This window comes from Xanthomonas sp. NCPPB 1826 (assembly GCF_056725285.1).
In genome coordinates, this window is sequence record NZ_CM161521.1 from 930647 (window position 1) to 952171 (window position 21525).

17 protein-coding genes are annotated in these 21525 nt (G+C 67.4%); all 17 read left to right on the forward strand.

The window, feature by feature from the left end:
• The first annotated feature begins 3 nt into the window (after window positions 1-3).
• Window positions 4-1491 carry a type II secretion system ATPase GspE gene (gene gspE / locus AC1PLA_RS03980; protein WP_481105635.1) on the forward strand — a complete coding sequence of 496 codons (1488 nt, stop codon included), beginning with the start codon at window positions 4-6 and terminating at the stop codon, window positions 1489-1491.
• Complete coding sequence (gene gspF / locus AC1PLA_RS03985; RefSeq protein ID WP_481105636.1) at window positions 1478-2674, forward strand: type II secretion system inner membrane protein GspF; 1197 nt, start codon at window positions 1478-1480, stop codon at window positions 2672-2674. The genes gspE and gspF overlap by 14 nt, the downstream gene beginning before the upstream one ends.
• A 28-nt stretch (window positions 2675-2702) precedes the next feature.
• Entirely contained in the window at window positions 2703-3167 is a 465-nt protein-coding gene (gene gspG, locus AC1PLA_RS03990; RefSeq protein ID WP_481105637.1) for a type II secretion system major pseudopilin GspG, read from the forward strand.
• A 27-nt stretch (window positions 3168-3194) separates the two neighbouring features.
• On the forward strand, window positions 3195-3677 hold the full coding sequence (locus tag AC1PLA_RS03995) for a GspH/FimT family pseudopilin (RefSeq protein WP_481105638.1): 483 nt from the start codon (window positions 3195-3197) through the stop codon (window positions 3675-3677).
• Window positions 3661-4041 carry a type II secretion system minor pseudopilin GspI gene (gspI, locus tag AC1PLA_RS04000; protein ID WP_481105639.1) on the forward strand — a complete coding sequence of 127 codons (381 nt, stop codon included), beginning with the start codon at window positions 3661-3663 and terminating at the stop codon, window positions 4039-4041. Before AC1PLA_RS03995 ends, gspI begins: the two co-directional genes overlap by 17 nt.
• Entirely contained in the window at window positions 4038-4661 is a 624-nt protein-coding gene (gene gspJ / locus AC1PLA_RS04005) for a type II secretion system minor pseudopilin GspJ (RefSeq protein WP_349780741.1), read from the forward strand. Before gspI ends, gspJ begins: the two co-directional genes overlap by 4 nt.
• Window positions 4658-5650 carry a type II secretion system minor pseudopilin GspK gene (gene gspK, locus AC1PLA_RS04010; RefSeq protein WP_481105640.1) on the forward strand — a complete coding sequence of 331 codons (993 nt, stop codon included), beginning with the start codon at window positions 4658-4660 and terminating at the stop codon, window positions 5648-5650. Before gspJ ends, gspK begins: the two co-directional genes overlap by 4 nt.
• On the forward strand, window positions 5647-6702 hold the full coding sequence (gene gspL / locus AC1PLA_RS04015; protein WP_481105641.1) for a type II secretion system protein GspL: 1056 nt from the start codon (window positions 5647-5649) through the stop codon (window positions 6700-6702). Before gspK ends, gspL begins: the two co-directional genes overlap by 4 nt.
• A complete protein-coding gene (gene gspM / locus AC1PLA_RS04020) occupies window positions 6699-7175 on the forward strand; it encodes a type II secretion system protein GspM (RefSeq protein WP_349780744.1) in 477 nt (158 codons plus the stop codon). The genes gspL and gspM overlap by 4 nt, the downstream gene beginning before the upstream one ends.
• 32 nt (window positions 7176-7207) lie before the next feature.
• Window positions 7208-7891: a type II secretion system protein N gene (gene gspN / locus AC1PLA_RS04025; RefSeq protein ID WP_374151357.1), complete on the forward strand. Its 684-nt coding sequence runs from the start codon at window positions 7208-7210 to the stop codon at window positions 7889-7891.
• A gap of 725 nt (window positions 7892-8616) precedes the next feature.
• Window positions 8617-11325, forward strand: a complete 2709-nt coding sequence (locus AC1PLA_RS04030; RefSeq protein WP_481105642.1) for a TonB-dependent receptor — start codon at window positions 8617-8619, stop codon at window positions 11323-11325.
• 165 nt (window positions 11326-11490) lie between these two features.
• Window positions 11491-14385, forward strand: a complete 2895-nt coding sequence (gene galA, locus AC1PLA_RS04035) for a beta-galactosidase GalA (RefSeq protein WP_481105643.1) — start codon at window positions 11491-11493, stop codon at window positions 14383-14385.
• On the forward strand, window positions 14385-16817 hold the full coding sequence (locus tag AC1PLA_RS04040) for an alpha-N-acetylglucosaminidase (RefSeq protein WP_481106157.1): 2433 nt from the start codon (window positions 14385-14387) through the stop codon (window positions 16815-16817). The genes galA and AC1PLA_RS04040 overlap by 1 nt, the downstream gene beginning before the upstream one ends.
• Before the next feature lie 121 nt (window positions 16818-16938).
• Entirely contained in the window at window positions 16939-18105 is a 1167-nt protein-coding gene (locus AC1PLA_RS04045; protein ID WP_481105644.1) for an acyltransferase family protein, read from the forward strand.
• Window positions 18106-18365: 260 nt separating this feature from the next.
• A complete protein-coding gene (locus AC1PLA_RS04050) occupies window positions 18366-19088 on the forward strand; it encodes a GntR family transcriptional regulator (protein WP_016900882.1) in 723 nt (240 codons plus the stop codon).
• Window positions 19089-19134: 46 nt separating this feature from the next.
• A complete protein-coding gene (locus tag AC1PLA_RS04055; protein WP_024940299.1) occupies window positions 19135-20412 on the forward strand; it encodes a sugar MFS transporter in 1278 nt (425 codons plus the stop codon).
• Window positions 20413-20452: 40 nt separating this feature from the next.
• The gene (locus AC1PLA_RS04060) at window positions 20453-21520 is read left to right on the forward strand and encodes a LacI family DNA-binding transcriptional regulator (protein WP_024940298.1); all 1068 of its coding nucleotides are present in this window, start codon (window positions 20453-20455) and stop codon (window positions 21518-21520) included.
• The last annotated feature ends 5 nt before the right edge of the window (window positions 21521-21525 follow it).

A 21525-nucleotide genomic window follows, 5' to 3' on the forward strand; every position in this document is an offset into this window, starting at 1 on the left:
GCCATGACCACCGCGCGCGCCAGCATTTCCTACGCGTTTGCCAAGCGCCACGGCGTGGTGCTGCTCGGCAGCGACAGCGCCGCACAGATCGGCCTGCGCGAAGGTGGCGACGTGCAGGCGCTGATCGAGCTGCGGCGTGCGCTGGACATGCCGTTGCAGGTGCACACGCTGGCGCCGTCGGTGTTCGACCGGCATGTGTCGGAGATCTACGCCGATGCCGGCATGGAGCAGGGCGTGCAGGTCGAGGCGCTGGACCTGCACGGCAGCCTGGATTCGTTGATCGACGACATCCCCACCGCCGATCTGCTCGACAGCCAGGACGATGCGCCGATCATCCGCCTGATCAACGGCATCATCGCCGAGGCCGCGCGCCTGGGCGCCTCGGACGTACATCTGGAATCCTACGAATCGCGGCTGCGCGTGCGTCTGCGCGTGGATGGGGTGATGCGCGAGGCGGCCACCTTGCCCGGACGCATCGCGCCATTGCTGGTGTCGCGGGTCAAGGTGATGGCGCGGTTGGATATCGCCGAAAAACGCATCCCGCAGGATGGCCGCGTGTCGCTGGTGATGGGCGCCAAGGCGCTGGACGTGCGCGTGTCCACGCTGCCGACGCGCAGCAGCGAGCGGGTGGTGCTGCGCATCCTGGACAAGGAGCAGGGCACCTTGTCGCTGGCCCAGTTGGGCATGCCACCGGCGGTGATGCACACCGTGCAGCGCGCCCTGCAGGTGCCCAACGGCATCGTGCTGGTGACCGGGCCGACCGGCTCGGGCAAGACCACCACGCTGTATGCGGCGCTGAGCCTGCTCAACGATGGCTCGCGCAACATCCTCACGGTGGAGGACCCGGTGGAATACGCCATCGATGGCGTCGGCCAGACCCAGGTCAATGCACGTGTCGGCATGACCTTCGCGGCCGGCTTGCGCGCCATCCTGCGCCAGGATCCGGACGTGGTGATGATCGGCGAAATCCGCGACGCCGAGACCGCGCAGATCGCCGTGCAGGCCAGCCTCACCGGCCACCTGGTGCTGTCCACCGTGCACACCAACGATGCGGTGGGCGCAGTCACGCGGCTGCGCGACATGGGCATCGAACCGTTCCTGCTCGCGTCGAGCCTGCGGCTGATTCTGGCGCAGCGCCTGGTCCGTCGCCTGTGCAGGCAGTGCCGCGCACCGCGCCCGCTGGATGCCAACACGCGGCAGATGTTGCAGGCGCCCGACGATGCAACCATCTACACCGCCGTGGGCTGCGCGGCCTGCCACCACAGCGGTTATGCCGGGCGCGTGGGCATCTACGAAGCCATCGCGGTGGACGATGCGATGCGCCGCCTGATCGGCGACAACGCCGACGAGGATGCCCTGGCTGCAGCGGCCTTCGCACGTTCAGCGCGCCTGGGCGATGCTGCGCGCGCCGCGGTGCTGCAAGGCCTCACCACGCTGGAAGAAGCGCTGCGGGTGACCCGCCAGCAGGACGAGGCACATGCCACGGTTTGACTACACCGTGCTCGATCTGCACGGACACAGCCGCCAGGGCGTGATCACTGCAGACAACGCACAGAATGCGCGTGCGCAACTGGAGCAGCGGCAGTGGGTGCCGGTACGCGTGGAGGCGGCGGTGGCGGCCAGCAGCGTGCGTCCGGCGCGTTTCAGCGGCAAGGATCTGGTGCTGTTCACCCGGCAACTCGCCACGCTGGTGGAAACCGCGCCGCTGGAAGAAGCGCTGCGCACCATCGGCACGCAGTCCGAGCGGCGCGGCGTGCGCCGGGTCACCGGCCAGACGCACGGGTTGGTGGTCGAGGGCTTCCGCCTGTCCGATGCGATGGCGCGCCAGGGCACTGCGTTTCCGCCGCTGTACCGCGCGATGGTGGCCGCGGGCGAAAGTGCCGGGGCGCTGCCGCAGGTGCTGGAGCGCCTGGCCGACCTGCTGGAGCGGCAGGCGCAGGTGCGCAGCAAGCTGCAGTCTGCGTTGGTGTATCCGGCGGCGTTGGCCCTGACTGCCGGTGCGGTGGTCATCGTGCTGATGACCTTCGTGGTGCCCAAGGTGGTGGACCAGTTCGATTCGATGGGCCGCGCATTGCCATGGCTGACCCGCGCAGTGATCGGCGTGTCGAATTTCCTGTTGCATGCAGGCATTCCGTTGCTGGTGGCACTGGTCATTGCGGTGATCGCAGCGCTGCGCCTGCTCAAGCGCCCGGAGTTACGCCTGGCGGCCGACCGTGCGGTGCTGCGCGCGCCCTTGCTCGGCCGGTTGATCCGCGACCTGCACGCCGCACGCATGGCGCGCACCCTGGCGATCATGGTCAACAGCGGGCTGCCGTTGATGGAAGGCCTGATGATCGCCGCGCGCACTGTCGACAACCGCGCCTTGCGGCTGGCCACCGACAACATGGTCACGGCAATCCGCGAAGGCGGCAGCCTGGCCGCGGCGATGAAGCGCGCCGGCGTGTTTCCACCGACGTTGCTGTACATGGCCTCCAGCGGCGAAAACAGCGGGCGCCTGGCGCCGATGCTGGAGCGCGCCGCCGATTATCTGGAGCGCGAGTTCGCGTCCTTCACCACCGCGGCGATGAGCCTGCTGGAGCCGGCCATCATCGTGCTGCTCGGCGGCGTGGTGGCGGTGATCGTGCTGTCGATCCTGCTGCCCATCCTGCAATTCAACACCCTCGCGCTTGGTTGAGCGCGGACGCTTATCCCTGGAGATCCTCATGCAGTCCATCCATTCTCGCGCACGTCCTGGCTCGCTCACTGCGCGCGCGCGCCTGCGCGGCTTCACCCTGGTCGAGTTGATGGTTGTCATCGTCATCATCGGCCTGCTGGCCACGGTGGTGATGATCAACGTGATGCCCAGCCAGGACCGCGCCATGGTCGAGAAGGCGCGTGCCGACGTGGCGGTGCTGGAGCAGGCGCTGGAGACCTATCGCCTGGACAACCTCAGCTACCCGAGCACCGAACAGGGCCTGCAGGCCTTGCTCAATGCGCCGAGCGGATTGACCCGGCCCGAGCGCTATCGCCAGGGCGGCTATATCCGCCGCCTGCCGGAAGATCCGTGGGGCCATGCGTATCAATACCGCCGCCCGGGTCGCAGTGGTGGCTTCGACGTCTATTCGTTCGGTGCCGATGGTGCCAAAGGCGGCGACGCCGACAATGCCGATGTCGGCAACTGGCGCTGAGTCGCAGCAGTGTTTGCGCAAACCGCCATGGTAAGGCAAGCACGGGCATGTGCGTCGCGGGCGCAGGCGCGCGGCTTCACCCTGCTCGAACTGCTCGCCGTCCTGGTGATCACCGCACTGGCCAGTACGCTGGTGGTGCTGACCTTGCCGGACACGCGGCGCGACCTGCACGACCAGGCCGATGCATTGGCCAGTGCCTTGCTGCATGCACGCGACGAAGCCATCCTGAGCCTGCGCATGGTCGAGGTGACCGTGGATGCAGGTGGCTGCAGGTTCCGCCGCCAGGCGCAGCAACGCTGGGTGCCGCTGGATGAAAAACCGTTCGCCGCGATGCGCTGGCCTGCCGGCGTGCAGACGCAGTTGCCGGTGGGCGGGACGCAGTTGAGCGTGCGCTTCGATCCCACCGGTGCGGCCACGCCGCAACGCATCGCGCTGGGCGACGGCCAGCAACAGCTGCAGGTGGTGGTGGACGCCGCCGGCGTGGTACGGGTCGATGCGCCCCTGCAGTAATCCCGATGCCTGCGCCGGATTTTCGCTGCTCGAACTGATGGTCGCGCTGGCGATCTTCGGCATGGCCGTGGTTGGCCTGCTGAACCTGTCCGGCGAAAGCACGCGCACCGCGGTGGTGCTGGAAGAGCGCGCACTGGCTGCGGTGGTTGCGGAGAATCAGGCGATCGACGCGATGCTGGCGCCCACCGCCGCAGCATTGGCGCCGGCGAACGGGCAGGAAATGCTGGGCGGACGCAGCTGGGACTGGCGGCGTACGTCGATGCCGGCCGGCAGTACCGGCATCGTGCGCATCCAGGTGCAGGTGCGCGCTGCAGCGCAGGCGCAGGAAATCGCCAGCCTCAGCGTCTTGCGGAGCGCCGAATGATGCGTGCACCTCGCAGCGCAGCGGGCAGTCGTGGCAGCGCGGGCTTTACCTTGATCGAACTGCTGGTCGCCCTGGCGGTGTTCGCGCTGGTGGCGGTCGCGGCGGTGGTGGTGATGCGCCAGAGCATCGACCAGCGCGATGCGGTGCGTGCACGTTTGCAGCAGGTTCGCGAGTTCCAGCTTGCACATGGCCTGCTGCGCAGCGACCTGCAGCAGGCCGCAGTGCGGCGCACGCGCAACAGCGAGGGCGGCGCTGCACGCACCGCGTTCGTCGCAAGCCCGCCCGGTGTGCCGGGGCCGCTGTTCGGTTTTGTACGACACGGCTGGAGCAATCCGGATCACGCGCCGCGCGCGTCGCTGCAATACGTGGAATACCGCGTGATCGATGGACGCCTGGAGCGCAGTGCACGCCCCGCACTCGACGGTGCAGTCGCCGGTCCGCCGCAGGTGGTGTTGCGTGGCGTGCGCTCGGCGGTGGTCGGGTTCCATTATCGCGCCCAGTGGAGCGATGGTTGGAGCGGCGGGCTCGACGCGTTGCCGGATGCGATCTCGCTGGAGCTGGACCTGGAGCAATGGGGCCGCGTGCGCCAGTTGTTCCTGCTGCCGGAGGGGCGCGGATGAAGGCCTTGAACGCACAGGCCGGGCAACGCGGCGTCGCACTGCTGACGGTGCTGCTGCTGGTGGCGGTGATGACATTGCTGATGGTCGCAGTGCTGGACGATCTGCGCTTTGGCCTGCGCCGCAGCGGCAACGGCGAAGCGATGACGCAGGCGCAGTGGTATGCGCTGGGCACCGAAACCATCGCCCGGCAACGCCTGCAGGCACTGGCCAGGCGCGACCCGATGCGTACCACGCTGGAGGGTGGCTGGAACGATCAACCGGTGACCTTCCCGCTGGACGACGGCGCAGTGAGCGTGCGGCTGCGCGACCGCGGCGGCTGCTTCAATCTAAACAGCGTGGTCGCCGGTGCGCCCGAGCAATGGCAGCGCAGCGACGACGGCGCAGCGCAGTACCGCGCCTTGCTGGAGGTGCTGGGCATCGCACCGCAACAGGCGCAGGCGCTGACCGATGCGCTGGTGGACTGGATCGACAGCGACAGCCAGCCCGGTGCGCAGGGCGCCGAAGACGATCGCTACCTGCAATCGGCAGTGCCGTTGCGCAGCGGGGCGACCCTGCTGGCGGGCGTCAGCGAGCTGCGCGCCATCGCCGGCTACACGCCGCAGGTGATCGCGCAGTTGCGGCCGCATGTGTGCGCACTGCCGGAGGCGCGGCTGTCGCCGGTCAACATCAATACGTTGCGTCTGCAGGATGCGCCGGTGCTGGTGGCGCTGACCGAAGGCGCCCTGGAATTGCCGGCCGCGCGCCGCGTCATCGCCGCGCGGCCGGCCGGAGGATGGCGCGACGCCAAGACCTTCCTGAGCCAGCCTGCGCTGATCCAGGCCGAGCTTTCCAATGCAGCGCTGGAACAGATCGAATTACGCACCCGTTATTTTTCCCTCTACAGCCAGGTCGACCATGCCGGCGCGCAGGTCGTGCTGGACGCCTTGCTGCAGCAGGATCCTGCCGGGCGCGTGCGGCTGGTGGCGCGCCAATGGAGTTCTGACGAATGAGTACCACCTTGCTGTTGCTGCCCGCCGATGCCACCGCGCACGCGATCGCCGTGCGTGTGGACGCGCATGGCCAGGTGCTGTCGCAGCGTGTGGCCAGCGCGCCGTACGAACCGTCCGCGCGCACCGTGCTGGTGGTGCCGGGCGTGGATGTGCATCTGCGCTGGCTGAGCCTACCCGGCCGCAGCATCGCGCAGTCGGTCGCGGCTGCGCGCCTGCAACTGGCCGAACATCTGGCTGTGGAGACGCCGGCGCTGCATGTGGTGATCGCCGATCGCAACGAGGCCGATGGCACGCGCCTGGTCGCTGCGATGGATGGCGCAACGATGCAGCAGTGGTTGGCGCGCGCAGCGCAGCTGGGCGTCGTCCCCGATGCGGTGGTGCCCGATTGCCTGTTGCTGGAGCCTGGCGCGGATGCTGCGGCGGCAGTGGTGGACTGGGACGGTCGCTGGCTGATCCGTGGCGCAGGTCTGGCCTGCAGCGTGGAGCCGGAGGCTGCGCGCATGCTGCTGGGCGAGCGCGCGCCAGCACAGCCGCCAGCGCAGGACACCGCGCACGCCATTGCCTGCCTTGCGCAAGGCGCCGCGCGCGCGCCGATCAACCTGCTGCAGCACGCATTCGCTGCGCGGCCTGCCGCTGCGCGCACGGTCACTACGCGCCGTCTTGGGGCGCTGGCCGCGTTGGTACTGCTGTCGCCGCTGGTGCTGCTGCTGGCGCAGACACTGCGCTACGAAATCGGCGCGCGCCTGCTGCAATCGCGCGCCGCCGCGCAGTTGGGCGTGCGCGATGCAGCGGCGGTGCCGGCCGCCGATCGCCTGGCCATGCAGCTCGGCGACTTGTTCGCAGCGGTCGATGCCATGCCGGCGGCGGAACTGGATCAGATCGACTATCACACCACACAGCCGCTGCGCGGCACCCTGCTGCACGCCGATGGCGCCAGCCTGCAACAGTTGTCCACGCGGCTGGCCGGGGAGGGGTGGCAACTGCAGCCCGGCAGCAGCCAGGGCGAGGACGATCGCCTGCGAACGCCGTTCGTGCTGGGGCCATTGCGATGACTGCACCTGTGCAACGCGGCATGCAGTGGTGGCAGGCACGTGCGCCGCGCGAGCGGCTGATGCTGGGCGTGATGTGCGCTGCCGTGGCCGCGTTCGTCGCCTGGTACGCGCTCTACACCCCGTTGCGGCACTGGCGTGCCCAGGCGCAGGCGCGCTATGCCGCTGCGGCCCAGCTGATGCTCGATGCATCTGCGCAGGCATCGGCGAGCAGGCGTACGGCTGCACCTGGTACGGCGGCACTGGCCGAGCTCATCGCAAGCAGCGCACGCGATGCCGGTATCGGCATCACCGCCCAGCAGCGCAACGCAGCGGGCGGGGTGGACGTGCAGATCGATGCGGTCAGCGCCGTCAGCTTGTTCGGTTGGCTAGAGCGGCTGCGCCAGGCGCATGGCCTGGCGCCGACGCAGCTGAGCATCGTGCGCGACCAGGGCCAACTGCGGGTACGCTGCGGGTTTGCGGAGCCTGCACCGTGACGCGCCTGCGTTGGATCCTGGTCTTCCTGTTGATGGTGGGCGTTGCGCTGCTGGCATGGCTGCCTCTGCGCCTGGTGTTGCCACGCGAGGGGCTGCCGTTCTCGGCGCTGGATGTGGAGGGGCCGGTATGGGCCGGCACCTTGCGGCAGGTGCAATGGCAAGGCATCGCCTTCGGCGATGTCATGGTGCGGCCGCGCATCTGGCCGCTGTTGCGTGGACAGCGGCAGGTGCACCTGCAGGCCCCGCAGCTGCAACTGCTGCTGGTGGATGGCGCGCAACACGGTATCGGTGATGCGCAGGGCCAGCTGCTGTTGCGCCAGCCGGCGGGCATGGCCTTGATCGATCTGGCGGTGGAGCTGCAGCAGGTGGATCTGCTGTTCGATGCCACCGGCTGCGTGCACGCAGGTGGGCGGGTCGGCCTGCAACTGCTGGCGAGCGGGGCGGGCGAGCTGCCCGGTCTGCCGCCGTTGCGTTTGTCCGGGCAGCCGCGGTGCGTGGATGACAGCGCCGTGCTGAGTCTGCTACCCGATGCACCGTTGCCTGCCGGCGTGCAGGCCGATGCACAGCTGCAAGTGTGGCGCGATGGGCGTTGGCAATTGCAGTCGCGCATCGACCCGGGGCAGGACGCAGTGTTGGGCGTGGGCCTGCAATTGCTGGGCTTTGCCGCCACCCCGGAGCGCAGCTTGTTGCGCATCGATCAGGGGCAATTGCGCTAGGACTGCTGTTACGCGCGGCGCGGCAAGAACTCTGTCGTCTGCACCATTAGCGTGCATGCCTGGTGGCTGGCGTCTTCATCGCGGCCGCTGCGGTGGCACACTTCATTGATCTGTTGACAACGTTGTCGGCGTTGCGCCGCTAGCAGTCATTGCAGCAGTCGACGGGCCGCGTTGATAGGGCAGAGATGCTGCCCCGAGCACGCGGGAGCGTGCGGTGATCGACTGTGATGCAGCCCGCAATGCGTGCGCTGCGGTATGCACATTCCGGATCCGCCGGAATTGGTCTGGTTGCAAGGGATTGGTCAGTGACTGGTCCTGTGACAACGATGCCCGCTACGCACCCGAATGATCCTTTGTGCACCGTCGAAGGTCTTTAAAAGCAGGGCTCAGACGCGTTCGCAGTCGCCAGTCAAACACTTTCGACAGTGACTGTTGACAGGATCTTTTAAAGACCATAAGAATCAAATCCACTGAATTGGTATTTGCCAGTCAGGGCCGTTGATCAGCAATGGCATGCGATGTCCGTCCTGGGAGGGAGGCGGCATCGGCACCCACGGGGGGCCGTACGGGGTGCTCGCAGACAACAGATCGCAGGCGGTTCCGCACGTCCGGAACTGGTGGCCTGTGCGCGTGTGGGTGGGTTGCCCAGCGTCGTGATCTGTCTTTGCTGATCGATCGGAATGCCAGCCGCGTCGTCGTCCAGCCATTCCACCTCAGGATCTCCCATGTCACCTGTCCCGCGTGCCTCGTTGCGTTGTTGTTCGCCCTCCTCGCTGTCCGTCGCCATCGCGCTGTCGCTGCTTGCCTGCGGTGCCAATGCGCAGGCGCAGCAATCGCCGCCGCCGGCATCGGCGCAGATCTCCCAGCTCGACACCGTCAAGGTCACCAGCTCGTACCAGAAGAGCCTGATCACCGCGATGGACAACAAGCGCGACGATGTGCGCATGACCGATGGCATCTCTGCACAGGACATCGGCAAGTTTCCTGCCGAGAACATCGCCGAGGCGATCCAGCGCATCCCCGGCGTGCAGATCTCCACCATCAACGGGCGCGGCTCCACCATCAGCGTGCGTGGTCTGGGCCCGCAGTATTCGGCCACCACCATCAACGGCCAGGTGATCAAGAGCGCCGACTTCACCGACGGGTTTCGCTACGACATCATCCAGCCGGAAGTGGCTGCCGGGATCGAGGTGATCAAGTCGCCGTCGGCGGACATGGATGCCGGTGGCCTGTCCGGCACGGTCAACATCAACACCACCAAACCGCTGGACTACCAGCAGACCAAGCTGCTGTTCTCGGCCAAGACCCAATATGCGGAATTTGCCGGTGGCTCGCCCACGCCCAAAGGCGTGCTGACTTATATCGACCAGTTCAAGTTCGGCGGCGGCGATCTGGGCGTATTCCTCAGTGCCGGCTACCAGAAGCTCAAGGACCGCGCCGATTATCTGTGGATCGACCGCTGGTACACGCAGGACACCGACGCCGGCACCTTGTACATCCCGCGTCGTCCGCGCTATCGCTCGATCGAGCGCGAGACCACGCGCAAGATGTTCAATGGCGGCCTGCAGTGGAAGCCCAACGACCAGCTGGAGATGAACCTCACTGCGCTGTATTCGCAGGACAAGACCGCCAACGACATGAACCAGTTGGTGTACTCGTTCGAGCGCACTCCGCTGACGGTGCTGCAGACCAACCGGTTGACCGCCACGCAGGTGTCGGCATCGGACTACTGGCTGGAGAACAACCGCCAGATCGAACAACACGATCTGTCCACGCAGTTGCTCACCTACGACTTCAAATGGAAGGGCGATGCCTGGACGCTCAGCGGCGCGGCCAATTACACCCAGGGCAAGACCGACGAGAACGAACGTGCCGCGATCCTGGGCCGGATCCCCTCGGCGACGCTGCTGGATACCTCCAATCCCGACGCGATCTCGCTGACCACCGATGCCGACGCCAACGATACCAGCGCCTGGGACAAGCGCAATCTGGTACGTAGCGAATATCCCAACGGTTCCATCCAGTCGCTCAGCAACAAGGAATGGTCGCTGCAGCTGGATGCCGAACGGTATCTGGAGCTGGGTGTGTTGAATGCGGTGCGCTTTGGTGCCAAGTACCGCCGCGAAACCTTCGAGCGCGACGTGCGCCGGCGTGACTTTCTGTACCTGCTCAGGACCGGTGCGGTGTCGGGCTTCGACATGTTCCCGGAGCTGTCGGCCGCCAACAGCACGGTCAGCAACTTCCTCGACGGGCAGCTGGCCTCGCAGGACAGCTGGGTCACCCCGGACATCGCCGCCTACGCACGCTCGCTGGCGGCGGCCGGCATCAGCGTGCCGGTGCTGTTCGCACCGCAGAGCAGCTACAGCATCGAGAACGACATTTCCTCGGCCTATGCGATGGCGCGCATCGACACCGACATCGGCAGCATGCGTCTGCGCGGCAACCTCGGCCTGCGCTACGAAAACACCAAGCGCACCACCGACACCTACCTGACCCAGGCGCAGGCCGCCAGCGACGATGCCAATGTGGTGATCGGCACCGCGCGCGCGCCGTACGAGTATTCCAACTGGTTGCCCAGCCTGAATCTGGTGCTGGACATGCGCGACGACCTGCTGCTGCGCTTTGCCGCCGCCAAGGTGCTGGTGCGGCCGATCCTGGACAGCAACACCGCCATCGCCTCGACCATTTCCACCGGCACCAATACCGGCGGCACCACCACCTATGTCGTCACCCAGGGCCAGACCGATCTGAAGGCACTGACCGCCGACCAGGCCGACCTGAGCCTGGAGTGGTACTACGGCAACGGCGGCGCGCTGACCGTGGCCGGCTTTTGGAAAAACATCAAGAACGGCACCTTCAACAGCATCGTCTGCCCGGCCGCCTTCAACGGCACCGCGCTGTCCAGCAACGCGGCCGGCGACTGCGTGGACAGCGGCGGCGATATCTACGAGATCACCGCCACCACCAACGACCCGAGCAAGGTCAAGATCCGCGGTTACGAACTGGGCTGGACGCAATCGCTGGATGCCTGGCTGCCGATCGACGGCTTCGGGGTGACCACCAACTTCACTCGGGTGATTCCGCAGCGCGATACCGATTTCCAGATCCGCAACCTGTCCGAGCAGACCTGGAACGCCACCGCGTACTGGGAGAGCGCGCATTATTCGGCGCGCGTTTCGCTCAACCATCGCAGCGAGTACGAACAGGACAGCAGCGACAGCTTCTTCGCGCGCGAAGGCCACACCATGAAGGCGCGCACCCAGCTGGATGCGGTGCTCGGCTACCAGGTCAACGACAAGCTGAGCTTCCAGCTCGGTGGCCTGAATCTCACCAACCGCACCGAGGAGGCCTACAAGGACATCGCCAGCCGCTGGCAGATGACCGGCGTCACCGGCCGCAGCTACTACCTGTCGATGCAGTGGGACATGCTGTGATGCCGGGCCAGCGAGCACTGCGCCGGCATGCACCGCTGCGGGTGGCAGCCAGCAGCGCCGGCAATGCCGCAGGTGTGATGGACGCGCGCCATGCAGTGGCCGCGCGCGTGGGTGCGCCGCGTGCGTCACGGAGCACGCCTGCGGTGCAGGCTGGCAGGCGCCATCATGCGCAGGCGTGAGTTCCTTGCCGGCAGCGTCTGCGCCTCGTCGCTGCTTGGCGTGCCGGCGCTGCTGCCGGGCGCGGCGAGCGTTGTAGCGACACGTGCGGGCGATGGCGGCAAGCGGGCTCCCGCGCCACCGCCAGCGGGCACCGATGACGCCGGCCAGTGGCTGGATCTGGACGAGGGCTGGCGCTTCCATGCCGGCGATCTGCCGCCGCCGCGCCTGCTTGCGCAGGACGAGACCTACGACAACGCCAAGGCCGGCCGCGCCTGGGGTGCGGCGGCACCGGACTTCGACGACACCGGCTGGCGACAGCTGCAACTGCCGCACGACTTCGTGGTGGAGCAGGCGGTGCGCGCCGACGCCAATATCGCGCAGGGCTATCGCCCGCGCGGGATTGCCTGGTACCGGCGCACGCTGCGGCTGGACGAATCCTTGCGCGGCCAGGCGGTAGAGTTGCGTCTGGACGGCATCGCCAGCCATGCCACCGTGTGGGTCAACGGCATGCTGATGGCGCGCAGCTGGAGCGGCTACAACGGGCTGGTCATCGATCTCACGCCGGTCGCGCGCTACGGCAACGCCGTGAACAGCATCGCCATCCGCGTCGATGCCGAAGCGATGGACGGCTGGTGGTACGAAGGCGGCGGCATCTACCGGCACACCTGGCTGGCGCTGCGTGCGCCCTTGCATATCGCCGGCGATGGCCTGGCGGCGGTGCCGCGCGAAGGCCCGGGCGATCTCTGGCAGCTGCCGGTGCAACTGGACCTGATCAACAGCGGCGAACAGCCTGCCGAGGCGTGGGTGGATGTGGCGCTGCGCGACCCAGACGGTGTTGTCGTGGCGAGTGGCGAGACGCAACTGCGCGTGGCTGCATTCGGTACCGCGCAGGCCGCCATCAGCATGTCGGTGCCGCAGCCGCAGCGCTGGAGCGTGGACACGCCAGTGCTGTATCGCGTGCAGGCCAGCGTGCGTGGCGCAGACGGCCGCAGCGACCGTGCCGAGTGCGAGATCGGCTTTCGTAGCCTGCGCTTCGATGCCGACCACGGCTTCTTCCTCAATGGCCGCCCGCTCAAGATCAAGGGCGTATGCCTGCATCAGGACCATGCCGGCGTCGGTGTGGCGCTGCCCGATGCCTTGCACACGTTTCGCCTGCAGCGCCTGAAATCGATGGGCTGCAACGCCATCCGCCTGCATCACGCGGTGGCGCCGGAACTGCTGCAGGCCTGCGACCGGCTCGGCATGCTGGTGATGGCCGAGAACAGGCTGTTCAATCCCGCACCCGAGTATGTGGCGCTGCTGCAGAACATGGTGCGGCGCCAGCGCAACCATCCCAGCGTGTTCCTGTGGTCGCTGCTCAACGAGGAGCCGCTGCAGGGCACCGCCACCGGTTACGCGATCATGGCGCGCGCCGCCAGCGCCGTGCGCGCGCTCGACGACAGTCGCCCGATCACCGCCGGCATGAACGACGGCATGTTCGCCAACCGTGGCGCGGCCGATGTGGTGGACGTGCTTGGCTTCAACTACCGCCAGTTCAACTACGACCGCGTGCATGCGGCGCGGCCGCGCACGCCGATGCTGTCCAGCGAGGACACCAGCGCGTTCCAGACCCGCGGCGCGTGGTTCACCGACCTGGACGCGCACATGGTGGCCGAAGACGACAGCCTGGCCGCGGACTGGGGCAATACCCACCGCCGCGCCTGGCAGCTGATTGCCGAACGCCCGTTCGTCGCCGGCAGCTTCGTGTGGACCGGCTTCGATTATCGCGGCGAACCCACGCCGTTCGAATGGCCGTCGGTGGGCGCGTTCTTCGGCATCATGGATCAATGCGGATTTGCCAAGGGTGCGTATTGGTTGCGCCGCGCATTGTGGATCGACGACGCGCCGGTGCTGCACCTGTTGCCGCACTGGAACTGGCCCGGTCGCGAAGGCCGGCCGATCAAGGTGATGGCGTTCTGCAATGCCATGCAGGTGGAGCTGTGGCTCAATGGCCGCTCGCTGGGCAAACAGGCGGTGGATCGCGCGCAGATGAATCAGTGGCAGGTGGACTATGCGCCGGGCGTGCTCGAAGCAGCGGCCTGGCGCGACGGCCGCGAGGTGGCGCGTACGCGGGTGGAAACCACCGGCACGCCTGTCGCGCTGCGGCTCACGCCCGACCGCTCCCAGCTACGCGGCGATGGCCGCGATGCGCAGCCGGTGACGTTGGAAGCGGTGGATGCGCAAGGTCGCCACGTGCCCGATTGCAATGCAATGCTGACGCTGCAGATCAGCGGCGGCCGCTTGCTGGGGGTCGGCAATGGCGACCCGAATGCACACGCCGCCGATCAGGGCATGCAGGTGGCCCTGTTCAACGGGCTGGCGCAGGCGATCGTGCAGGCCGGGCGTGGCGCAGGCGCGTTACGGCTGCAGGCGCGCAGCGCAGGCGTGCGCGATGCGGTGATCGAGATCGCGCGCGTGGCGGTGCCGCTGCCAGCCACGGTGCCGATCGTGGCGCCGGTGATGGTGGTCGAGAGCTGGCGCCATACCGCCGCCTTCGCGCAGCCGCCGGCACCGGATCTCTCGCGCCGCCCCAACGACAACAACAGCTGGAGCAACACGTTGCCCGGCACCCTGGAAACCGCGCCCGAACGCGCTGGCTACGTGTTGTACCGCACCCGGTTCACGCCGTGGCAAGGCGTGCAGGCCCACGGCGGCATGCTCGACCTGGGCCGCCTCAGCGGGCCGGCGCAGGTGTTTCTGGATGGCCGTGCAGTGACGCAAGCGGCGGCCGGCACACCGATCAAGTTGGCGCTTGCACCCGCGACCGGCGCGCGCACGCTGGCGGTGATCCTGCAGGTCGCTGCGGATCAACCGTTTGGATTCCACGACGTCGTCACCGTGCAGTATCGGAACTCGCCATGATTACCGCATCGTTTTTCCCGTCCTCGCCCGCGCGGCTGTTCGCCGGCACAGTGCTGGGCGCCTTGCTCGCCATTCCCCTCACCGTGCTGGCCGCACCGCCCGCTCAGGCGGTGCTGCAACGCCTGATCGGTGCACGCGCCGCCCAGTTCGAGATGCGCGTGGCGCCGCGCGGCGACGGCGCGGACTGGTATCGCATCGATGCCGGCGGCGACACGGTGCGCATTGCCGGCTCCTCGCAGGTGGCCTTGGCGCGTGGCGCCTACGCCTATCTGGGCCAGGCCGGTGCAGCCTCGATGAGCTGGGAAGGCGACCGCGTGGCGCTGCCGGCGCAATGGCCGGCCTACAGCAGCGGCCAGGTGCGCACGCCGTTTGCCCATCGCGCCTATCTCAACACCTGCACCTACGGCTACACCACGCCGTTCTGGGACTGGCCGCGCTGGCAGCGCGAGATCGACTGGATGGCGCTGCACGGCATCGACATGCCGCTGGCGATGGAAGGGCAGGAGGCGATCTGGCAGGCGCTGTGGCGCGAGTTCGACGTGGGCGATGACGCGCTCGCGGAGTATTTCTCCGGCCCCGCCTTCACCCCGTGGCAGCGCATGGGCAATATCGAAGGTTATCGCGCACCGTTGCCGCAGCAATGGATCGACAGCAAGCGCGTGCTGCAGACGCAGATCCTCACCCGCATGCGCGAGCTGGGCATGCAACCGGTGCTGCCGGCGTTTGCCGGCTACGTGCCCAAGGCATTCGCGCAGGCGCATCCGAACGCGCGCATCTATCGCATGCGCGCCTGGGAAGGCTTCCACGAAACTTACTGGCTGGATCCACGCGATCCGCTGTTCGCCCAGGTCGCGCGCCGGTTCCTGGAGCTGTACACGCAGGCCTATGGTGCAGGCGAGTTCTATCTGGCCGACGCCTTCAACGAGATGCTGCCGCCGGTGGCCGACGACGGCAGCGACGTGGCCGCCGCCAAGTACGGCGACAGCATCGCCAACTCCGATGCGGCACGTGCCAAGGCGGTGCCGGCGGCGCAACGCGATGCACGCCTGGCCGAGTACGGGCAGGCCTTGTATCGCTCCATCGCGCAGGTCAATCCGCAGGCCACCTGGGTGATGCAGGGCTGGCTGTTCGGTGCCGACCGCGAGTTCTGGCAACCGCAGGCGATCGCCGCGTTTCTCGGCAAGGTGCCCGACGCGCGCTTGATGGTGCTGGACATCGGCAACGACCGCTATCCCGGCACCTGGAGGGCAGCGCAGGCCTTCGACAACAAGCAGTGGATCTATGGCTACGTGCACAACTACGGCGCCAGCAACCCGTTGTACGGCGACTTCGCGTTTTATCGACACGATCTGCAGGCCTTGCTGGCCGATCCGGACAAACGCAATCTGCGCGGCTTTGGCGTGTTTCCGGAAGGGCTGCACAGCAACTCGGTGGTTTACGACTATCTCTACGCGCTGGCCTGGGAGGGCCCGCAACAATCCTGGTCGCAATGGCTCAGCCAATACACCCGCGCGCGCTACGGCCGCAGCGATGCGGCATTGCTGCAGGCCTGGTCGGATCTGGAAGCGGGCATCTACCAGACCCGCTACTGGTCGCCGCGCTGGTGGAACAAGCGCGCCGGCGCGTATCTGCTGTTCAAGCGGCCGACCGCCGACATCGTCGGCTTTGACGACCGCCCCGGCGACCCGCAACGCCTGCGCCGCGCCATCGACGCGTTGCTGCAGCAGGCCCACCACTATGCCGATGCGCCGCTGTACCGCTACGACCTGATCGAAGACGCGCGGCATTACCTGAGCCTGCACGCCGACCGTCAATTGCAGGCGGTGGTGCAGGCCTACGACGCCGGCGAGTTCGCGCGCGGCGATGCGCTGCTGGCACGCACCACGCAACTGGTGCAGGGGCTGGATGCACTGGTCGGCGGCCAGCACGAAACCCTGGCCGACTGGACCGGCCAGGCCGCCGCGGCCGCCGGCAACGATGCCGCACTGCGGCGTGCCTATGTCGGCAATGCGCGTGCGCAGGTCAGCATCTGGGGCGGCGACGGCAATCTGGCCGATTACGCATCCAAGGCATGGCAGGGCATGTACGCGGATTTCTATCTGCAGCGCTGGACGCGCTTTCTCGGCGCATACCGCGCCGCACGCAAAGCGGGCACGCCGTTGGACGCAGCGGCAGTCAACGCGCAGCTTGCCGCGTGGGAGCGCCAATGGGCGGCGCAGGAGGCACTGCCGAAGCGACAGCCACCCCGCGACCCACTGACTTTGCTGCGCAGCTTGCTGGCACAGGTGGACGCGCAAGAGGGTTTGCAAAGTGCCATGCAACGCAATGTGCAAGGCAGTACGCACACTGCAACGCGAGGCATTGCACAAGGCGACGTGCACGGCATCGCGCACGGTGCCATTCGCGGCACCACGCAAGGCACTGCCCAATGAGCAGATGTGTATCGCACATCGCGGCCATGCATGAGCGCTTCCGCGCCGATGCAATGACGCTCGTCACGGGCAGCAGGTCTGCGCGCCGCCTCCACCTGCAGTCGCTGGGCAAGGAACTGCAATGAGCGCACAAACACTCCCTGCTGCAGCTGGCACTGCAACCGCAGCACCCAGGCGCGAACGCTTCCTGTCGCTGGACGTGTTCCGCGGCCTGACCATCTTCCTGATGATCCTGGTCAACACCGCCGGGCCCGGCGCGCAGCCATATGCGCAGCTGACCCACGCGGCCTGGTTCGGCTTCACGCTTGCCGATCTGGTGTTTCCCTCGTTCCTGTTCGCCGTCGGCAGCGCGATGAGTTTTGCGCTGGCCACCGGCACGCCGCACCGGCAGTTCCTCGCCCGCGTGGGCAAGCGCGCCGCGCTGATCGTGATGTGCGGCGTGCTGATGTACTGGTTTCCGTTCTTCCACCCGCAGCCCGATGGTGGATGGGCGTTCACTGCAGTCGATCAACTCCGCCTGACCGGCGTGCTGCAGCGGATCGGCCTGTGCTATCTGCTCGCAGCGCTGCTGGTGCGCTATCTGCCGCCACGCGCTATCGCGCCGGTTTGCGTCGCGCTGCTGCTGGGCTACTGGGCATTGCTGTACGTCTTCGGCCAGCCCGGTGCGGAGCTGAGCAAGACCGGCAACGCCGGCACCCGGCTCGACCTATGGCTGTACGGGCGCGCGCATCTGTATCGCAAGGATGGCGGCTTCGACCCCGAGGGCCTGCTTGGCACGCTATCGGCCACGGTCAACGTGCTGGCCGGCTATCTGGGCGGGCGCTTCCTGCAGCGGCACGGCAAGACCGGTGCCGCCACGCGTAGCCTGTTGCTGGCGGGCGCGGGGCTGGTGCTGCTGGCATTGCTCTGGCACCCGGCCTGGCCGCTGTCGAAGAAGCTCTGGAGCGGGTCGTTCGTCGCCTGCACGGTAGGCCTGGATCTGCTGGCGCTGGGCGTCCTGGTCTACCTGCTGGAGTTGCGCGGCTGGAGCGGCGGCAGCGGCTTCTTCACCGTGCTGGGGCGCAACCCGCTGGCGATCTACCTGTTCTCCGAACTGTTCGTGGTGGTGCTGCGGCTGATTCCGGCCGGCAGCTCCGGGCTGGACCTGTACGCCTGGGCCGGCATCCGCGTGTTCCAGACCATCGCGCCGGGCCCGCTCGGGTCGCTGCTGTGCGCGCTGAGCTACACGCTGCTGTGTTGGTGCGCGGGCTGGTGGATGGATCGGCGGCGCTGGTATCTGCGGCTGTGATTGCCCGACCCGGCAACCGGTGACGTAGCCCCGGGGCGCGGACAGTGCCGCACCGGCCTGGTCATCGGCATTCATCCCGCCCTTGACCAGGGCGGTGGACGCCTGCGTCAGCCAAGCTTGTCATCGCTCCCGACGATCCACAGCCGCTAATGCGCTGCAGGCAAATTGGTACTATATTGGACCTAACGAATCCAAGTCGGTCCGGAGGACAGGCAATGGCCAAACCGAAAACCGAAGCCAGGACGGACAGCGACCCTCGGATGGACGCGCTGACGCTGGACGCCTCCGCGCCGACGCCGCTGTATCTGCAACTGGCGAGCAAGCTGGACGAGCAGATCCGCGGCGCGCAGTGGAAGGCTGGCGAGGCGCTGCCGGCCGAGCGCCAGCTGTGCGAGCGGCTGCAGATCTCGCGGGTGACCCTGCGCCAGGCCGTGGACGTGCTGGTCGAACAGGGTTTGGTCTCGCGCCGGCAGGGCGCCGGCACCTTCGTCACCACGCAGATCCAGCACCAGCTCAGCGGCCTGACCAGTTTCAGCGAGACGCTGCGCATCAAGGGCTACGAGCCCGGCACGCGCTGGCTGGAGCGGCGGCTGCGCCCGGCGCATGGCGAAGAGATCCTGCGGCTGGGCCTGTCGCCGGATGCGGCGGTGGCCTCGCTGACCCGCCTGCGCAGCGCCGACGACCGGGTCATGGCCTACGAGCATGCGGTGTTGCCGCAGCGCATCGTCGCCGACCCGCAGCAGATCGGCGATTCGCTCTACAGCTACCTGGACGCGCAGGGCACCCCGGTGGTGCGCGCGCTGCAGTACTTCCGCGCGATCAATCTGCCCGCGCGGCTGGCCGAACACCTGCGCATGAAGACCGGCGAGGCGATCCTGCATGTGGTGCGCGTGGGCTATGCGCGCGACGGCAGCGCGATCGAATTGACCGACACCTATTGCCACAACGATTTCTACGATTTCGTCGCCGAACTGCGTCGCTGATCCAGCGCGGCGCCCCCCAACCGACAACTCAAGAGCCAGCCGATCCATGACTACCGCCAGGCCCGCAAATCCCGTTGTCTCGATCGCCATCGTCGGCGTGCTGTTCTTCATCATCGGCTTCTTCACCTGGATCAACGGGCCGCTGATCACCTTCGTGCGGCTGGCGTTCGACCTCAACGAGGTCAATGCCTTTCTGGTGCTGATGGTGTTCTACCTGTCGTACTTCTTCCTGGCGCTGCCGGCGTCGTGGATCCTCAAGCGCACCGGCATGAAGAAGGGGCTGGCGCTGAGCCTGGTGGTGATGGCGGTGGGCGCGGCCGGCTTCGGCCAGTTCGCCACCCAGCGCTGGTATCCGGGCGCCTTGGGCGGCCTGTTCGTGATCGGCAGCGGCCTGGCGCTGCTGCAGACGGCGATCAACCCGTACATCAGCATCCTCGGGCCGATCGAGAGCGCGGCGCGGCGAATCGCGCTGATGGGCATCTGCAACAAGATCGCCGGCATCCTGGCGCCGATCCTGATCGGCTCGCTGGTGTTGCACGGCATCGGCGATCTGTCCGCGCAGGTGGCCAGCGCCGATGCGGCGACCAAGCAGCAGTTGCTCACGGCCTTTGCCGCCAAGATCCACGCACCGTATCTGGTGATGTCCGGCGTGCTGCTGTTGCTGGCGATCGGCGTGCTGTTCTCGCCGCTGCCGGAGCTGCGGGCCTCCGAGGCCAATGCCACGCCCGGCAGCGCGGTTGGCGTGCAGAAGTCCAGCATCTTCCAGTTCCCACACCTGTGGCTGGGCGTGTTGTGCCTGTTCGTCTACGTGGGCGTGGAAGTGATGGCCGGCGATGCGATCGGCACCTACGGCCACGGCTTCAATCTGCCGCTGGACAGCACCAAGATCTTCACCTCCTACACGCTGGGCGCGATGCTGGTTGGCTACATCGTCGGCCTGGCGTTGATTCCGGGCGTGATCTCGCAGGCGCGCTATCTGAGCGTGTCGGCGGTGCTGGGCGTGCTGTTTTCGCTGGGCGCGCTGCTGACCCACGGCTATGTGTCGGTGGGCTTCGTGGCCGCGCTCGGTTTTGCCAACGCGATGATGTGGCCGGCGATCTTTCCGCTGGCCATCCGCGGGCTCGGTCGCTTCACCGAGATCGGGTCGGCCTTGCTGGTCATGGGCATTGCCGGCGGCGCGATCATTCCGCAGCTGTTCGCCATTCTCAAACAGCACTACGACTTCCAGGTCGTGTTCGCTGCGCTGATGGTGCCGTGCTATCTGTACATCCTGTTCTATTCGCTGCGCGGTTACCGTGTGGGCCTGCCGGCCCAGGCCAAGTGAACCAGGCAGCATGATGCGTTCCGACGAACAAGGCACACCCATGCGCAGGCCCACCATCAAAGATGTCGCCGAGCGCGCCAAGGTCTCGTTGAAGACCGTGTCGCGCGTGATCAACAACGAACCGTCGGTGATGCAGGCCACGCGCGCGCGCGTGCTGCGCGCCATCGCCGATCTCGACTACGAACCCGATCCGTCCGCGCGCAACCTGCGCAGCGGCACGCCGTTCGTGATCGGCCTGGTCTACGACAATCCCAACCCGTATCACATCATCGGCATCCAGAACGGCGTGCTGGCCGCCTGCCGCGAAACCGGCTTCGGCCTGCAGATCCATCCCTGCGATTCCACCTCGCCATTGCTGGCCGAAGAACTGGCCGAATGGGTGCAGCGCTCGCGGCTGGCCGGCGTGGTGCTGACCGCACCGATGTCCGAGCGCCCCGAGCTGATGGCCGGCCTGGCTGCGCGCGGCATCAAGAGCGTGCGCATCATCGCCGCCACCGACGATCCGGGCGACGGCCCCTGCGTCTATATCGACGACCGCGCTGCCGCCTACGAGATCACCGAGCATCTGGTCCAGTTGGGCCATCAACGCATCGGGTTCCTGTGGGGTGGCCCGCAGCACCGCTCCAGCGGCGAGCGCTACGCCGGTTACGAGGCCGCGTTGAAGGACTACGGCATCACCCTGGACAAGCACCTGGTGATTCCCGGCGATTACACCTTCGACGACGGCTTCCGTGGCGCGCGCCGACTGCTGTCGTTGCGCGAGCCGCCCACCGCGATCTTCGGCAGCAACGATGAAATCGCCGCGGGCGTGCTGGCCGCGGCCAAGTCCACCGGCATGAACGTGCCGTATCAATTGTCGATCGCCGGCTTCGAGGACAGCCCGTTCTCGCGCCAGTCCTGGCCGGCGCTGACCACCGCCAAGCAGGCCACCGACGACATCGCGCGGCATGCCGCACGCCTGTTGATCAGCCAGCTGCGCAGCGATGCCTACGACGACCAGCCCGCGCAATTGCAGAACCGCGGCTTCGTGCCGCAGCTGGTGGTGCGCGGTTCCACTGCACCGGCGCAGACGCCGTCCGCCAAATCCCTTCCTCCCGAATCCGCCTGAGCACG

Coding starts and splice junctions, on each gene's coding strand:
- gspE (WP_481105635.1), top strand. CDS start 4: ATGACCACCGCGCGCGCCAGCATTTCCTACGCGTTTGCCAAGCGCCAC.
- gspF (WP_481105636.1), top strand. CDS start 1,478: ATGCCACGGTTTGACTACACCGTGCTCGATCTGCACGGACACAGCCGC.
- gspG (WP_481105637.1), top strand. CDS start 2,703: ATGCAGTCCATCCATTCTCGCGCACGTCCTGGCTCGCTCACTGCGCGC.
- AC1PLA_RS03995 (WP_481105638.1), top strand. CDS start 3,195: ATGGTAAGGCAAGCACGGGCATGTGCGTCGCGGGCGCAGGCGCGCGGC.
- gspI (WP_481105639.1), top strand. CDS start 3,661: ATGCGCCCCTGCAGTAATCCCGATGCCTGCGCCGGATTTTCGCTGCTC.
- gspJ (WP_349780741.1), top strand. CDS start 4,038: ATGATGCGTGCACCTCGCAGCGCAGCGGGCAGTCGTGGCAGCGCGGGC.
- gspK (WP_481105640.1), top strand. CDS start 4,658: ATGAAGGCCTTGAACGCACAGGCCGGGCAACGCGGCGTCGCACTGCTG.
- gspL (WP_481105641.1), top strand. CDS start 5,647: ATGAGTACCACCTTGCTGTTGCTGCCCGCCGATGCCACCGCGCACGCG.
- gspM (WP_349780744.1), top strand. CDS start 6,699: ATGACTGCACCTGTGCAACGCGGCATGCAGTGGTGGCAGGCACGTGCG.
- gspN (WP_374151357.1), top strand. CDS start 7,208: ATGGTGGGCGTTGCGCTGCTGGCATGGCTGCCTCTGCGCCTGGTGTTG.
- AC1PLA_RS04030 (WP_481105642.1), top strand. CDS start 8,617: ATGTCACCTGTCCCGCGTGCCTCGTTGCGTTGTTGTTCGCCCTCCTCG.
- galA (WP_481105643.1), top strand. CDS start 11,491: ATGCGCAGGCGTGAGTTCCTTGCCGGCAGCGTCTGCGCCTCGTCGCTG.
- AC1PLA_RS04045 (WP_481105644.1), top strand. CDS start 16,939: ATGAGCGCACAAACACTCCCTGCTGCAGCTGGCACTGCAACCGCAGCA.
- AC1PLA_RS04050 (WP_016900882.1), top strand. CDS start 18,366: ATGGACGCGCTGACGCTGGACGCCTCCGCGCCGACGCCGCTGTATCTG.
- AC1PLA_RS04055 (WP_024940299.1), top strand. CDS start 19,135: ATGACTACCGCCAGGCCCGCAAATCCCGTTGTCTCGATCGCCATCGTC.
- AC1PLA_RS04060 (WP_024940298.1), top strand. CDS start 20,453: ATGCGCAGGCCCACCATCAAAGATGTCGCCGAGCGCGCCAAGGTCTCG.